The following is a 14,824-nucleotide window of genomic DNA, read 5'->3' as shown; positions in this document are numbered from 1 at the left end:
AGCCCGGATGTCTGATTACATGTGCGCCATGACTGATGTGATGAGCACTCAAGGCCAGTTCCCGGGTGCCGCCGGGGAGTCCGAGCGGACTCGCAGGCTGCGCAGCCTGGGTCTCAACGAACCGTCCGCGGACGAGGCCTTCGACCGCTTCGCGCACCTGGCAGCCAGCATCACCCGCGCTCCCATCGCGATGGTCAACTTCATCAACGACGAGCGCCAGATGTTCCGGGGGCTCTACATTCCGCCAAACTCGAACGAAGCTGCGGCCGAAGAAGGCGCCTCCTGGGCAGACCGGGGCATCGCCTTCGACCTCCCCTCCCGGCAGATGCCGCTCAGCCACGGCTTCTGCCCGCACGTCGTCGCCCAGCGCTCGCCCCTCGCCCTGGACGACATCCTCGCCTACCCCCGCTTCGCCGGTAACCCGGTCGTGGACGAACTCGGAGTCCGGGCCTACCTCGGCGCCCCCCTCGTCGACGACACCAACACCGTCATCGGCACCGTCTGCGTCCTCGACCGGGAACCCCGGCAGTGGGGACGCGAGCGGCTGCGCGACATCCAGCACCTCGCCGAGGCGCTGCTCTCCGAGATCCGGCTGCGCGACAACCTGCTCGCCCAGCAGCAGGAGATGTTCGCCGCCTTCGACGGCTCCCCGTTCCCCATCATGCTGACCGACGGCCCCGGCCAGGAGATCCGCTACGCCAACGCCCAGCACGCCGAGACCTTCGGCGCCCCGGTCGCGTACGGCACGATCGGCACCGCCTACCCGCAGCTCGGCGCGGCCGGCCTCCAGCAGGCCGTCTCCGAGGCGTACCACACCGGCCGCGCCACCGTCCTCAACGACGTCCGGGTGCAGAGCGCCCGCCCCGAGGCCCAGCGCATCCAGCAGATCTTCAGCTTCACCTGCACCCCGCTGCGGACCGCGCGCACCGGCCAGGTCAACGGTGTCCTCACCGTCGGCATGGACGTCACCGCCCAGTCCCGCACGGAGGAGGAGCTCGGCACGCTGGCCGCCCTGCTGGTGGACCGGCTGCAGCAGAACGGCACCGCGACCGCGGCCGGCCGCCCGGGCGCCGCCGGCGGGTCCGGACTCGTCCTGCCGAGCTGAACCGCCGACCCGCCGCCCGCGCGCGGCACCGCGGCCACGGCCGCCGGCACCACCACTCCTACCGTCCGCCACCGTGGCGGGGCGCCTCTCACCCCCGAGGAGAGGCTCCCCGCCACGCTGCCGTCCGGGGCCAGGTGGCCCGGGGCCGCATTCCGACGGCGGCCCGACAGCACGGGCGGGCGTCCCGGGCGGCCGCTGCGGCCCTACGGCGCAGCGCAGTTCGGCCAGGCCGAGCGGGTGAACCGTCCGCCGACCGCGCCCCGGCCGGGCCCGCCCGCGCAGCCGCGATGGTAGGCATGGGCCGCATGGACTGGTTCGCCGCCCCCGACTACTGGCTGAGCCGGCTGCTCGTCCAACGCCTGCTCGCCGTCATCTACCTGATCGGATTCCTCGACGCGGCCGCGCAGTTCCGCGCGCTCATCGGCGCGGACGGCATGCTGCCGGTGCCCCGCTTCACCGCCCGCGTCACCTTCCGCCAGGCACCCGGCCTCTTCCACCTCCACTACAGCGACCGCTTCTTCGCCGCCGTCGCCTGGAGCGGCGCCGCCCTCGCCGCCGCCGTCGCGGCCGGGCTCGGCGACGCCGTCCCGCTCTGGACGTCGATCCTGCTCTGGGCGGTGCTCTGGGTGCTCTACCTCTCCATCGTCAACGTCGGGCAGACCTGGTACTCCTTCGGGTGGGAGTCCCTGCTGCTCGAAGCGGGCTCCCTCGCCGCCTTCCTGGGCACCGCCGACACCGCCCCGCCCACCCTGGTGCTGTGGCTGATGCGCTGGCTCGTCTTCCGCGTCGAATTCGGCGCCGGACTGATCAAGCTGCGCGGCGACAGCTGCTGGCGCGACCTGACCTGCCTGCGCTACCACCACGAGACCCAGCCGATGCCCGGCCCGCTCAGCTGGTTCTTCCACCACCTGCCCGACCGACTGCACCGGGTCGAGGTCGCGGCCAACCACGTCGTCCAACTCGTCGTACCGGTCTGCCTGCTGCTCCCGCAGCCGATCGCGAGCTACGCCGCCTGCGCCGTCATCGCCACCCAGCTGTGGCTGATCGCCTCCGGCAACTTCGCCTGGCTCAACTGGCTCACGATCGCCCTCGCGCTCGCCGCCGTCCAGCCGTCCCGCCTCGCCCTGCCCGTCCACGCCCGCGACTACCCCGGCACCCCGCTCTGGTACGAGACGCTGGTGATCGCGCTGACCGCAGCCGTCGCCGTGCTCAGCTACTGGCCGGTACGGAACATGATCTCCCGCCAGCAGGCCATGAACCGCTCCTTCAACCGGCTCCACCTCGTCAACACCTACGGCGCCTTCGGCAGCATCAACCGCCTCCGCCAGGAGGTCGTGGTCGAAGGCACCGACGAGGCGGTCCTCACCCCGCAGACGGTGTGGCGCGAGTACGGCTTCAAGGGCAAACCCGGCGACGTGCGCCGTCTCCCGCGCCAGTACGCCCCCTACCACCTGCGGTTGGACTGGCTGATGTGGTTCGCCGGCATCTCGCCCGGCTACGCCCGCGCCTGGTTCCTGCCCTTCGTCGCCCGCCTGCTCGCCGGCGACCGGGCCACCCTGCGCCTGCTGCGCCACAACCCCTTCCCGGACGCCCCGCCGACCCACGTCCGGGCGACCCTCTACCTCTACCGGTTCACCGATTGGCGCGAACTGCGGGAAACCGGCGCGTGGTGGCACCGCACGGCGCTGAACGAGTACCTCGCGCCGGTCGACCTCCACACCCTCGGTCGGGCCGGGCACCGCCCGCCGCTCGGCCGACCGCGCCGCGGCGCCCGCGAGGTCCCCCTGGAACGGCTGCGGCGCCCCGGCCGCCGCCCCGGCCCGACCGGGGGAACAGCGCCCGACCACCCGGCCGGACCAGCACCGGACCACCCGGCCGGACCTCCCGAGTAGCGGCCAGGCGGGCGGTATGGGATACGACACCGGCCCGTCGGGACGGTGGGTGCGTGCAAGGCTCGAACGGGCACCCGTATTCTGGGCCTCCACAACCGGCAGCCCGACCGCGCGCCCCTCGCCCCGCCCCCGGGGCACCCCGCGCAACCGGTCCGCCGCCCCCTCGTCGCCAGCCCCGCCGCCGTCGCCCAGAACCGGACCTCACATGACAGTGCTTCACTCGCGCAACGCCGACGCAGCCGACCCGGTGGACGTCGCCGACGCCGCAGACGCCGCAGACGTCAAGGACCCCCAGGACGCCGCCGCGGAGCCCGACCTCCGCGAGGACCTCGGCCGCTACGCCGAACTCGGGGCCTTCACCCTCAGCGCCGACACCCACGCCTGGTACGCGGCCGTCGACACCGTCGCCACCCCCGAGGACGCCCGCGCCGCCTCCACCGCGCTCGCCGAACTGCGCGGCCGCGACCTCCAGCAGACCTGGGAGGCCGTCACCGCCCTGGCCGCCGAGGTCAAGCTGGACGAGCCGGACACCGTCGCCAAGGCCGCGCTCCTGGTCGAGATGCTCCACCGGGTGCACCGCACCTCCGCGACCCTCACCACCGCCGCCTACGACGCCGACCTCGGCGCCCTCGCCGCCGCCACCGCCGACAGCACCTGGCGCCGCGAGAACGGCGTCAAGCTCTCCTGGCTGCGCGGCCGGTCACTGCGCAAGCAGGCCACCGCCCTCGCCACCGACCGCCGCATCCGCCGCGAGGACCTGCACGAGGCCCTCACCTCCGCCGAGATCGAGCGCCGCGCCTGGGCCGCCCTCGCCCCGGCCGGCACCCTCCCGACCGTGCCCGCCGACGGAGCCCTGGTCGAGCACACCGCCCAGGCCTTCGAGGCGATCAACACCGGCCTGCGCGAGCTCGCCCGCCTGCTGCCCGCCCACGACCTGGACGGGCTGCCCTTCACCGAGCTGATCGACCTGGTCGAGCGGCTCGCCTCCGACGAGGGCACCCTCTACCGCCTGCCCACCATCCGCAGCCTGCGCGCCGACCTGGAGGAGGCCGGCCTCGGCGAACTGCTCACCGAACTCGCCGCCGCCAAGGCCGACCGCCGCGCCGCCGAGGCCGCGTACACGGCCCGCCAGGCACTGGCGGGCGGGCAGCGGGACGGGCTGGCGGCCGACGCCGTCGTCGCGGAGGCCGTCGCCGAGGAGGCGGCGGTCGACGTGGCGCCGGACGGCGAGGTGCTGGTCGACGAGGTGGCCGTCACCGATGAGCCGGTCGGCGAAGCGTCGGTCGAGGACGTGACCGGTGAGCAGCCGGCTGCGGAGGAGGCGGGCGCGGAGGAGCTGGGCTCCGAGGCTTCGGCCGCTGAGGCGGAGGCTGCGGCCCGTCAGGCGCTGGCCGGTGGGCAGCGGGACGGGCTCGTGGAGGAGGTCCCGCTCTCGGTGACGGCTCCGGTCGAGGAGGCCGCCGAGGAAGCCGCCGAGGAGAGCGACGAGGCGGAGGCCGCCGTCGAGGTCGAGGCCGTCGACGTCGAGCCGGCCGCGGTGGAGGAGGAACTGACGGAGGAGGACGCGCCGGCCGCGGTCGTCTCCCTCCCGGCGCCCTCCCCGGCCGCCGACGACCTGGTCGCCGCCGCGACCGCCGCCCTGGCCGAGGCCGCAGCGGCGGACGAGGTCGAGGCAGAGGTGGCCGAAGCGGCCGTCGAGGTCGAGGAGCCCGCTGCCGAGGTTGACGCCGAGGTGGCGGAGGAGCCCGTCGTCGAGGTGGACGAGGTTGTCGCCGAGGAGGTGGCAGCTGAGCCCGAGCCCATCGAGGCGGCCGTCGAGGCCGAGCCGGTGACCGAGGTCGATGCCGACGCCGAGCCCGTCGCCGAGATCGAGCCCGTCGCCGAGGTCGAGCCCGTCGCCGAGGTCGAGGCCGTTGTCGACGCGGTAGTGGAGGAGGCGGCGGTCGAGGTCGAGGAGCCGGCCGCCGAGGCCGAGCCGGTGACCGTTGTCGAGCCCGAGCCCGCCGTCGAGGGGGCTCCCGAGCCCGAGGCCGGCACCCGTCCCGCGAAGCCGGACTTCACGCCCGGCCGTCCCGTCACCGCCTACTCGGCCGACGAACTGCTCGCCGTCGTGCGGTGGGTGGACGGCGACGGTGTCGAGCGCTCGGAGGAGGAGCTGCTGCGGGCGGCCATGAAGGAGCTGGGCTTCGCCCGCCTCGGCCCGCGCATCAAGGAGGCGCTGGGCACCGCCGTCACCGCCGCGCGCGGCTGACGGGGGACGCCCGCCGGACGAACGGGGCCCGGGACGCGATCGCGTCCCGGGCCCCGTTCGTCCGCAGGACACGCGGCCTCGGGTCAGCCCGCCTTGTTCCAGGGCTGGCTGGACATCAGCGCCTTGACGTTGGCGACGTACCCCGGGTTGGGGATGGAGAGGCTGCCGACGACCTCGCTGGTGGTCGGGTCGGTGACGGCGTTGTAGTGCACGTTGCCCGCGCCCGCGTTGTACGCCGAGACGACCAGGTCGAGCAGCGGCGTCTTGCCGGTGGCCGGGTCGGGGGAGAGGTCGTACTTCCCGCCGAAGGAGGAGTCGCCGTAGTAGGCGACGAGCCAGTCGAGCAGCTGGCTGCCGAGCTGGACGTTCCCGGCGAGCGTGTTGGCGTCCGAGGTGGTGCCGAACTTGCCGTTCATCCAGCTGATGGTGTTCGGCATGACCTGCATGGTGCCGATCCCGCCGTCGCAGGCGAGGATGCCGGACTGCCAGCCGCTCTCCTGCCAGGCGATCGCCTTGACCAGGTTGACGGGCAGCGGCGGGAGCTGGTCCGTTCCGCCGCTGCTCAGCTTGAGCGTCCGGGACTGGCCCGCGGCCGCGGCGAGGGCCGCGCCGACGGCCTCCTTGGGGTCGTCAGGGCGGGGCTTGCTGGGCGTGCAGCCGCTCTGCAGCGGCGGCACGTGCGGGGTCGGCGGCGCGGGCGGCGGCGGAGGTGCGACTGGGCCGGGCTTGGCGCTCGGCACCGGGGCCACGACGACGGGCTTGGCGACCGGCGGCTGGGTGGTCAGCCCGGCGGGCAGGGTGCCACCGGCCTTGGCGGCGGCGCCCGGCGGGGTGCTCGGCGCGGCCTTGGCCGACTTGCCCGCGCCGGCGCTCGGGCTCTGCGAGGCGGCGGGGCCGCTGCTCGCGCTCGCCGAGGCGGACGGGCTCGGAGCGGCGCTCGCGGACGGGCTCGCGCTTGGCGTCTCGGTCGGTGCGGCGCTCGCGGCCGCCGGGGTGCCGCCCGCTGCCGCGTCCTGGTGCTTGTCGGCGTGCTCGGTGCCGCAGCCCGCCAGGACGGCGGCCGACACGGCGGCGGCGGACACCAGGACCAGTGTCCGCCGGGTGGTGCTCAGTCTCATCTGTGGTCCCCCCGCTTGTCACCGGCGTTCCCGGTGAGAAGCGGTCATCCTACGAGGTGCCGATCCGACCCTGTCCGAACGGGTGGCCGATCGCCCGGCGCAGGACGGCGGGGGCGGTGACGAGTGACGGTCCGTACCAGGTCAGGTGCCGTCCGCTGACCAGGGCGACCGGGATGCCCGGGAACGCCTCGGGGCCGTCCTCGACGGTGAAGCGGTACGGCTCGTCCGGCAGTACGACCAACTCGGGCCGGACCGCCAGCAGTTCGGGCAGTGGCACAGCGGGGTAGCGCTCGGGGTGATCGGCATGGACGAGCCGCAGGCCCAGGCGGCGCAGCAGGTCCCCGGCGAAGGTATCGCGGCCGAGGACCATCCACGGGCGGCGCCAGATCGGCACGATCGTGCGTGGGCCCGCCTTCGGATTCCCGTCCTCCGCCCGGCCGGTCGGGGCCCAGGCCGCTTCCGCCTCGTCCAGCCAGGCGGGGCGCGGGAGCCGGCAGGCGACGGTCAGCAGCCGGTCCAGTGAGCGGAAGGCGTCGTCCAGGGTGCGGATGTCGGTGACCCACACCGGGACGCCGGCCGCCCGCAGCGCGTCGAGGTCGGGGCGCCGGTTCTCCTCGTCGTTGGCGAGGACGAGGTCCGGTTCGAGCGCGAGGACCCGCCGGACGTCGGGGTTCTTGGTGCCGCCGATCCGGGTGACGGCCAGGTCGGCGGGGTGGCTGCACCAGTCGGTGGCGCCGACCAGCAGGCCGGGTGCGGTTGCGGCGACCGCCTCGGTCAGGGAGGGCACCAGCGAGACCACCCGGCGGGGCGGACGCGGCCCGAGCCGGACGGGCAGGTCGAGGTCGTCGCGCAGGACGACATCGTCGCGTGGGGCGGGCTCGTCGAGCGGGGCGGGCTCGTCGAGCGGGGCGGGCTCGTCGAGCGGAGTGGTGGCGTCGCGCGGGGCGGTGGGGTCGGCCATCCGGCCACCTTACGGCGGGGCCGCGAGGCAGGGGCTGACGGTCGTCCGGAAACCCGCCCCCCGGGTTCGCGAATCCGCGGGAACCCGCCGCCCGGACCGTCCGACTACCTGGTCCGGGTCCGCAGTACGGACCCCGAGCACGATCACCGACCAGGAGAGTTGTCATGCGCCCTCGCGTTGTCTGCGGAATCGCGGCCGCCGTCGCCCTGTTCGCCACGGCCTGCGGAAGCGGTGGCGGGGGTGGGCAGGCCGCCACCGGCACCGCCAAGGCCGCCCCGGCCGGCGCCTACCCGGTCACGGTCGCCGACTGCACGGGCAAGGAGACCACCATCGCCAAGGCCCCCACGAAGATCGTCACCAGCAACGCGTCGAGCCTGGAGATGCTGCTGCGGCTCGGCGCCGGCGACCGGGTGATCGGCACCGGCTTCCCGCCCGGCAAGGGCACCCTGCCCGCCGACCTCGCCGAACAGGGCGGCAGGGTAACGGTGTTGGGCGAGAAGGTCATCCCCAAGGAGAAGCTGCTCGGCTCCGGCGCCGACCTCTACATCGACACCTTCAGCGCGATGCCGATGATGGGCGGCGGCGCCACCGGGCCGAGCGAGGAGGAGTTCTCTGCGGCCGGCATCCAGCACGTCTTCCTGCTCTCCACCGCCTGCTCCGGAACCCCGAAGGCGGCCAAGGCGCCGCGTACCGACCTCGCGGAGGTCGAGAACGACATCCGCCGCCTCGGAGCCGTCACCGGCACCGCCGCCCGGGCGGAGGAGCTGATCGCCGGGATGGAGAAGCAGGTCGGTGACGTCCGCACCGCGCTCGCCGGCGTCCCGGAGGGGCAGCGGCCCGGCTACTTCGTCTTCGACTTCGACGCCGGCACCAAGCAGCCGACGGCGGTCTGCGGCCGGCAGGTCGCCAACGCCGTCATCACTCTGGCCGGTGCCCGCAACGTGTTCGCCGACTGCGACGCCGACTTCAAGCCCGGTTCCTGGGAGGACGTCGTCGCCAAGAACCCGGACTGGATCCAGCTCGCCGTCCGCAACCGGGGCAGCGAGGAGGCCACCCGCAAGGCCTTCGACGACGCCGAGGCGTTCCTGAAGAGCTTCCCCGCGACCCAGGGCCTGAAGGCCGTCCAGGAGGGCCACTTCGTCCGGCTCGGCTCCGAGGTGACCACCATTGCGGGCGTGCGCAACGCCGACGCCGTCCGGCAGATCGCCGCGACCGTCCACCCCGACCTCGTCAAGAACGGGCAGTAGCAGGTGACCTCGGCCGTCCCCGCCGAAGCCGAACCGCACGGCGAATCCCGCGGCGAACCGCACGGGCAGCCGCGCGGCGAACCGCACAGGGAACCGTACGGTGAATCCCGCGGCGAACCGCACGGCACTCCGCGCCCGGCCCGCACCCTGCGGGCCGGGCCGCTGGCCGCCGTGCTCGCCGCGGCCCTGGTGCTCGCGCTGACCGCAGCCGTCTCCTTCGGCTCGGTGGACATCCCGCCCGGCGAGGTCTGGTCGGTGGTCGTCCACCACCTCACCGGCCGGGCCCCCGAACCCGGCACCCGCGACCTCATCGTCTGGCAACTGCGCGTCCCCCGCGCCCTGCTGGCGGCGGTGGTGGGAGCCGGGCTCGGCCTGGTCGGCACCGCGGTCCAGGCCCTGGTGCGCAACCCGCTCGCCGACCCGTACCTGCTCGGCATCTCCTCCGGGGCCTCCCTCGGGGCCGTCGCCACCATCGTCCTCGGCACCAGCCTCGGGCTCCAGCTCTCCTTCGGCAGCGCGCTCGGCCTCACCGTCTCCCTGGCGGCGTTCGCCGGCGCGCTCGGCGCGTTCTCGCTGGTCTGGCTGATGGCCCGGCGCGGCGGTGGCTTCTCCCCGCTGCGCCTGGTCCTCGCGGGCATCGGCATCGCCCAGTTCCTCGGCGGCGTCACCAGCTACCTCGTCCTGCAGACCAGCGACGAGCAGCAGACCCGGGGCGTGCTGTTCTGGCTCATGGGCAGTCTCGGCGGCGCCGTCTGGGCCCAACTCGCCATTCCCGCCGCGTCCGTGGCACTGGCCATGGCCCTGCTGCAATCCCGCGCCCGGGGCCTCAACGCGATGCTGATGGGCGACGAGACGGCCGCCGGGCTCGGCGTGGACGTCGCCCGGCTGCGCCGCGAGGTCTTCGTCGTCACCAGCGTGCTCACCGGGGTGCTGGTCGCCGTCTCCGGCGCGATCGGCTTCGTCGGGCTGATGGTGCCGCACGTCTGCCGGCTGCTCGTCGGCGGCGACCACCGCCGCCTGCTGCCGCTGTCCGCGCTCACCGGGGCCCTGCTGCTGGTCGTCGTCGACACCGTGGCCCGCACGGCCCTGGACGGCCAGGAACTGCCGATCGGCGTGGTCACCGCCGTCCTCGGCGCCCCCACCCTGCTCTACCTGCTGGACCGACGACTGGAGCGCAATTGAGGATCGCCGTCGAGGACCTGAGCGTCGCCCTGGCCGGGCGCACCGTGGTGGCCGGCGTCCACCTGGTCGCCGAGGAGGGGGAGATCGCCGGACTGGTCGGGCCCAACGGTAGCGGCAAGTCCAGCCTGCTGCGGACCGTCTACCGGCACCTGCGGCCGAGCGCCGGCCGGGTGCTGCTGGCCGGGCGCGACCTCGCGGAGCTGCGGCCCGCACAGTCCGCCCGGCACATCGGTGCCCTGCCCCAGGAACGCGGCGGGGACTTCGAGTTGAGCGTCCGGGAGGTGGTCGCGATGGGACGCACCCCGTACAAGCGGGCCTTCGCCGCCGACGACGCCGAGGACCACCGGATCACCGCCGAGGCACTGACCCGGGTCGGCATGGCGCACGCCGCCGACCGTCGGTTCGCCCAACTGTCCGGCGGCGAACGGCAACGGGTGCTGCTGGCCCGCGCGCTCGCACAGCAGCCGGACGTCCTGGTGCTGGACGAACCGACCAACCACCTGGACGTCCGGCACCAGGTCGAACTCCTCGCCCTGCTCCGGGAACAGCGCCGCACCACCCTGGTCGCCCTGCACGACCTCAACGCCGCCGCCTCGGTCTGCGACCGGCTGCACGTGCTGCACCGCGGCGCCCTGGTGGCCTCCGGGGCGCCGCGGGAGGTGCTCACCGCGGAACTGCTGGCGGAGGTCTTCGGCGTACGGGCGGCGGTGGTCGAACACCCGCTCACCGGCGACCCGTTGATCGCCTTCGACCACCGCAGCCCGGCCGCCGCACCGACCGGACGCCCGGCCGGCGCGGTGGCCGACACCGCGGGGCGGTAGGCGCCGCTCAGCGGCCTTCGGTCGGGATCTCGGTGTGGTCCTCCGTGTGGCCATCGGTGTGGCCCTCGTAGCGGCTCTCGTAGTGGCCCTCGTAGTGGCTCGGCCGGCCGTCGCGCAGCACCAGCCGGCCGCGTTGCTGCGCCTCCTCGCTGCGCAGCAACTCCCAATTTCCGTCCGGGCGGTGGAGCACCGAGGAGTGCCAGGGCGTGGTCCAGACGTCGGCCGCCTCCAGCAGCCGGATGCCGAACTTGGACACCCCGGCGGGCTGCGGGTGGATGGAGAGGCGTACCGCCCGCGGGTGCTGCTCGGCGATCAACTCACCCCAGGCGCGGCTGCGCTGGATCACGCCGTACGCGCGTCGGCGGCACTCCCGCTGCAGGGCGGAGCGGGTGCCGGGGAAGTCGACGGTGTCCTCGGTGAGGAACCGGGTGATCCCGCGGTACAGCCGCAGGGTCTCCTCCTCGGTCAGCACCTGCTCGCGCAACTCCTCGACGGTGGGGGCGTACTGCTGGTGCACCCGGGCGCGCTTCTCGTCGTACGGGAGGTCGCCGAGGACGGCCCGCAGGTCGAAGGTGGCGAGGTGGCCGAGGCCCTCGCGGGCGATCATCGCGGTCAACTCGTCGGAGTAGGCGTCGATGTGGTCGTCCGGGACGTTGATCAGGTCGCCGAAGATGTGCCCGTCGGAGCAGATCAGGATCTGTGCCCCGGGCTCGTGGAGGTGGCCTATCTCGGCGCAGAGCCGGTCGAGGAAGGTGAGCGAGAGCCGTTCGCCCTCGTCGGGCAGGTGGCCGAGCACCTTCGCCGGGTTGGGCGACTTGCACGGGAAGCCGGGCAGGGTGAACACGATCGGTTCACCGGCGGCGATGAAGTCCGCCAACTGGGCGAGCTGGAGCGGGAAGTGTTCCGGCCGCACGTCGAACTCCGGGTCGGAGGCGCGACGGTGCGGCAGCAGCAGACCGAGGATGCGGGCGGCTAGCCGCTCGGCCGTGGTGCGGTCGGAGGCCGGGGTGGTGGCGGCGTGGGCCGGAGTGGTGGCGGCGCCGACGGGCGGCATGGTGGGTCCTCCACGGAAGGTGGTGTCGTACGGGCATACGGCGGCGGGCGTGCGGGTCGGCAGTGAGCGTGCGGGCCGGCGGCCGGCGGGCAGGCGCAACCGGGCTGCCTCCCGGACCGGGGGCAGCACCGCGGGTGCTTCAGGGGTGGGGGCCGGGCGGGGCCTGGCGGGGGCTCAGCGGCGCCGGTCGTAGGCGACGGGCAGCCGGTTGACCCCGCGGGCCAGGACGGCGGGCACCCAGGCGAGGTCCGCCAGGCCGTCCCCGGGGGCCTCGGCCGGGCGCAGGCCGGGCAGGCGGGTGAGCAGCGTGGCGATGGCGACCTGGAGTTCTGCCCGGGCCAGCGCGGCGCCGGGGCAGTAGTGGATGCCGTGGCCGAAGGCGAGGTGGGCGTTCGGGGAGCGGTCGAGGTCGAGGCGGTCGGCCTCGGGGAACTGCTCCTCGTCGCGGTTGGCGGCGCAGAGCGAGACGATCACCGAGTCCCCGGCCGGGACGGTGGTGCCGAACAGGTCGCTGTCCTCGGCGAAGAACCGCCAGGTGGTGAGCTCGAACGCGGCGTCGTGGCGCAGCAGTTCCTCCACCGCCCGGGCGAGCAGGCCGGGCTCGTCGATCCCGTCGCGCAGCCGCTTGAGCTGCTCGGGGTGGCGCAGCAGGGTGATCAGCATGGTGGTGATCTGGTTGGTGACCGGCTCCTGCCCGGCGACCAGCAGCTGGAACACCATCGAGTCGAGCTCCGCGCGGCTCAACTCGCCCGCGTCGTGGGCGGCGACGAGTCGGCCGAGCAGGTCCTCGGACTCCGACCAGCCGGGAGTCCGGCAGTCGGTGCGCTTGCGGGCGACGACGTCGGCGATGTACGTCTGCAGGCCGCGCAGCCGCGCCTCGTACGCCGGACGGCCCGGGTCGTTCGGGCCGACGGGCTGGACCACCTTGCCCCAGTCGCGGTCGAACCGGCCTGCCAACTCGGGTGGCAGGCCGATGACTTCGGCCAGCACGCGGAAGGGGTAGTGGGCGGCGAAGCCGGCCACCAGGTCGGCGCCGCCGGTCTCGGGCAGCTCGTCCACCAGGGCGTCGGCGAGCTCTCTCAGCCGGGGGCGCAGCGACTCCACCCGGCGCGGGGCGAAAGCGTCCAGGACGAGGCGGCGCATCGAGGTGTGCTTGGGCGGGTCCTGGTGCAGCAGGTGGACCTGCAGCTGCGAGTGCTGCGGTTCGGGCATGATCGACGCGAGCCGGCGCCAATTGTCGTTGCCCAGAGCGTGGTTCTTGCCGAGCCGCGGGTCGTTGAGGGACGCGTGAGCGGCCCGGTAGCCGGTGACCAGCCAGGCGTGGATGCCGCTCGGGAACTCCACCCGGTGCACCGGCCCGGCCTCGCGCATCCGCCGGTACAGCGGGTACGGGTCGCTCTTGTACGCCGGACCGTACAGCGGGACGGGGGAGGGGAGCCGGTCGTACCCGTACGGGCAGCGCGGGGTGTCGGCGCCGGTGGCGGCCGGGTCGGGCAGGGTGTCGGTCATCTGGGCTGGTCCTCCGGTGCGGGTGCGGGCCGGCGTACGGGCGTGCGTGGGTGCGTGGGTGCGGGTGTGGCGCAGCGGGTGCGGGCGGGTCAGGGCCGGGGGCGGCGGTACAGGGCGAGCAGGGCGACGGCGGTCGCCGCGACCAGGGCGGCCAGGGCGATCCCGGCCCTGGTCCCGGTGGTGGCACGGTCGCCGGCCAGCGCGGCGGCGGTGGCCAGGGCCGGGCCGAGGGCGAAACCGAGGCTGCGGGCGAGCTGGACGGCGGAGCCGGCGGTGGCCAGCTTCCCGGGTGGGGAGGCGGTCATCACCAGGGCCTGGGTCGGGCCGCCGTTGAGGCCCATCCCGGCACCGGCGAGGGCGAGCCGGGCGGCGATGTCCACGGGGGACCAGCCGGTGTCCAGCGGGACGAGCAGCGCCAGGCCGAGGGTGGTGACGGCGGCTCCGGTGAGTGCGGTCGGACGGGCGCCCCAGCGGTCGGCCAGCCGCCCGCCGACCCGTCCGGCCAGCACCATGCCGAGCGGGAACGCCAGCATGGTCAGCGCGGTGGCCGTGGCGCTCTCGCCCCGGGGGCCGCGCAGGTGTTGGACGAGCAGGTACTGGCAGGCCGAGAACCCGGCGGCGAGCGCCAGCACCGCGGCGTTGACCCCGGCGGTACCGGCCGCCCGCAGCACCTCGGCCACCGGCAGGCCGCCCGGGCGACGCAGCCACAGCAGCACCAGCGGGGCAGCGGGCAGCGCCAGCAGGAGCCACTGCGGCGCGCCGGGGGCCAGGGTGAGCCCCAGAAGGACGGCGGCCACGGCGCCGCCGATCAGGGCGGCGTCGCCGAGCGAACCCCGCTCGGGCGGGCGCAGCCCGCCGCGACGCGGGGCGTGCCGCCGCACGATCAGCACGGCGGCCAGGCAGACCGGCAGCTTGACCAGGAAGATCGCCCGCCAGCCGAGGTGGTCGAGCAGCAGGCCGCCGACGACCGGGCCGGTCACGGCGCCGAGCGGGCCGAGGGTAGCCGGCACGCTCATCGCCCGCCCGCGCAGCTCGGGCCGTACGGACGTCGCGGCGAGCACCGGCATCAGGACGAAGAGCACGGCACCGAAGGCGCCCTGCAGCAGCCGGGCCGCGATCAGCCAGCCGGCCCAGGGGGCGACGGCCGCCAGTACGCTGCAGCCGGCGAAGCAGCCGACCGCGAGCAGCAGGGCGGACCTGGTGCCGACCTGGTCCAGCCACCGCCCGGCGGGCAGGAGGAGGGCCACGAGCGGGAGTTGGTAGCCGAGGACGGCCCACTGGGCGACCCCGGCGGAGACGTGCAGTCCGCGCGCGATGTCGGTGAGCGCGAGGTTGACCACGTTCATGTCGAGCATCGCGACGAACGAGAGCAGGCCCGCTGCCACGACCAGGCTCCAGCGGTCGACCACCGCGGTCTGACGGTCCGTCAGTGCCGTGTCGGTCATGGGCTGTTGCGCTGTCATGGAGTCCCTCCGTTTCGGTGCCGCCGTGCCGGACACCGCCTCGGCGGCGGCGTCCGGTACAGCAGTCGGAAGCGCGCGGGCTCCGGTTCCGAACACGTGGGGGAATTTTTCGGTGGTGGCGGCAGCCGACGGGCGGTGGGTGGCGTGACGGCCGACAGGTGACAGATGACAGCTGACAGATAACAGCTGACAGATAACAGATTTCGAAATCTGTTATCTGT

The 14,824-nt window shown here is 74.4% G+C and carries 11 protein-coding genes; 6 read left to right on the top strand and 5 right to left on the bottom strand.

Features of this window, described 5'->3' with window-relative positions; all coding sequences use genetic code 11:
* Positions 1–28 precede the first annotated feature (28 nt).
* From CRP52_RS06000 to CRP52_RS05990, 3 genes are all read left to right on the top strand, one after another.
* Entirely contained in the window at positions 29–1,105 is a 1,077-nt protein-coding gene (locus CRP52_RS06000) for a GAF domain-containing protein (RefSeq protein WP_121178555.1), read from the top strand.
* A gap of 305 nt (positions 1,106–1,410) precedes the next feature.
* On the top strand, positions 1,411–2,997 hold the full coding sequence (locus CRP52_RS05995; RefSeq protein WP_097239871.1) for a lipase maturation factor family protein: 1,587 nt from the start codon (positions 1,411–1,413) through the stop codon (positions 2,995–2,997).
* A gap of 205 nt (positions 2,998–3,202) precedes the next feature.
* Positions 3,203–5,248 (top strand): hypothetical protein, encoded by a 2,046-nt coding sequence (locus CRP52_RS05990; RefSeq protein WP_143685658.1) that lies wholly within the window; start codon positions 3,203–3,205, stop codon positions 5,246–5,248.
* Positions 5,249–5,331: 83 nt separating this feature from the next.
* On the opposite strand, the gene CRP52_RS05985 is transcribed toward CRP52_RS05990, so the two are convergent.
* Positions 5,332–6,366, bottom strand: coding sequence for a lytic transglycosylase domain-containing protein (locus tag CRP52_RS05985; protein ID WP_097235437.1), 1,035 nt, complete (start codon positions 6,364–6,366; stop codon positions 5,332–5,334).
* A 49-nt stretch (positions 6,367–6,415) separates the two neighbouring features.
* Positions 6,416–7,327 (bottom strand): helical backbone metal receptor, encoded by a 912-nt coding sequence (locus tag CRP52_RS05980; protein WP_218893069.1) that lies wholly within the window; start codon positions 7,325–7,327, stop codon positions 6,416–6,418.
* A gap of 164 nt (positions 7,328–7,491) precedes the next feature.
* On the opposite strand from CRP52_RS05980, the gene CRP52_RS05975 reads away from it, so the two are divergent.
* The 3 genes from CRP52_RS05975 (at position 7,492) to CRP52_RS05965 (ending at position 10,577) form a co-directional block, all read left to right on the top strand.
* Positions 7,492–8,574 (top strand): ABC transporter substrate-binding protein, encoded by a 1,083-nt coding sequence (locus tag CRP52_RS05975; protein ID WP_097235436.1) that lies wholly within the window; start codon positions 7,492–7,494, stop codon positions 8,572–8,574.
* A 147-nt stretch (positions 8,575–8,721) separates the two neighbouring features.
* On the top strand, positions 8,722–9,756 hold the full coding sequence (locus CRP52_RS05970; protein WP_097239869.1) for a FecCD family ABC transporter permease: 1,035 nt from the start codon (positions 8,722–8,724) through the stop codon (positions 9,754–9,756).
* A complete protein-coding gene (locus CRP52_RS05965) occupies positions 9,753–10,577 on the top strand; it encodes an ABC transporter ATP-binding protein (RefSeq protein ID WP_097235435.1) in 825 nt (274 codons plus the stop codon). Before CRP52_RS05970 ends, CRP52_RS05965 begins: the two co-directional genes overlap by 4 nt.
* A gap of 7 nt (positions 10,578–10,584) precedes the next feature.
* On the opposite strand, the gene CRP52_RS05960 is transcribed toward CRP52_RS05965, so the two are convergent.
* The 3 genes from CRP52_RS05960 to CRP52_RS05950 all read right to left on the bottom strand — a co-directional run bounded on the left by CRP52_RS05960 (position 10,585) and on the right by CRP52_RS05950 (position 14,603).
* Positions 10,585–11,631, bottom strand: a complete 1,047-nt coding sequence (locus CRP52_RS05960) for an L-tyrosine/L-tryptophan isonitrile synthase family protein (RefSeq protein ID WP_097235434.1) — start codon at positions 11,629–11,631, stop codon at positions 10,585–10,587.
* Between the two features lie 174 nt (positions 11,632–11,805).
* On the bottom strand, positions 11,806–13,140 hold the full coding sequence (locus tag CRP52_RS05955) for a cytochrome P450 family protein (protein WP_097235433.1): 1,335 nt from the start codon (positions 13,138–13,140) through the stop codon (positions 11,806–11,808).
* 89 nt (positions 13,141–13,229) lie between these two features.
* On the bottom strand, positions 13,230–14,603 hold the full coding sequence (locus CRP52_RS05950) for an MFS transporter (RefSeq protein ID WP_097235432.1): 1,374 nt from the start codon (positions 14,601–14,603) through the stop codon (positions 13,230–13,232).
* Positions 14,604–14,824: the final 221 nt, after the last annotated feature.

The sequence above is a fragment of the Streptomyces sp. 1331.2 genome, assembly GCF_900199205.1.
GTDB lineage: Bacteria > Actinomycetota > Actinomycetes > Streptomycetales > Streptomycetaceae > Kitasatospora.
This window is presented reverse-complemented; position numbering and strand designations above follow the sequence as displayed.

Bases quoted from the DNA above. Each gene is read 5' to 3' on its own strand.
- CRP52_RS05960 (WP_097235434.1), bottom strand. From the start codon at position 11,631: ATGCCGCCCGTCGGCGCCGCCACCACTCCGGCCCACGCCGCCACCACC.
- CRP52_RS05950 (WP_097235432.1), bottom strand. From the start codon at position 14,603: ATGACAGCGCAACAGCCCATGACCGACACGGCACTGACGGACCGTCAG.
- CRP52_RS06000 (WP_121178555.1), top strand. From the start codon at position 29: ATGACTGATGTGATGAGCACTCAAGGCCAGTTCCCGGGTGCCGCCGGG.
- CRP52_RS05985 (WP_097235437.1), bottom strand. From the start codon at position 6,366: ATGAGACTGAGCACCACCCGGCGGACACTGGTCCTGGTGTCCGCCGCC.
- CRP52_RS05975 (WP_097235436.1), top strand. From the start codon at position 7,492: ATGCGCCCTCGCGTTGTCTGCGGAATCGCGGCCGCCGTCGCCCTGTTC.
- CRP52_RS05990 (WP_143685658.1), top strand. From the start codon at position 3,203: ATGACAGTGCTTCACTCGCGCAACGCCGACGCAGCCGACCCGGTGGAC.
- CRP52_RS05995 (WP_097239871.1), top strand. From the start codon at position 1,411: ATGGACTGGTTCGCCGCCCCCGACTACTGGCTGAGCCGGCTGCTCGTC.
- CRP52_RS05980 (WP_218893069.1), bottom strand. From the start codon at position 7,327: ATGGCCGACCCCACCGCCCCGCGCGACGCCACCACTCCGCTCGACGAG.
- CRP52_RS05955 (WP_097235433.1), bottom strand. From the start codon at position 13,140: ATGACCGACACCCTGCCCGACCCGGCCGCCACCGGCGCCGACACCCCG.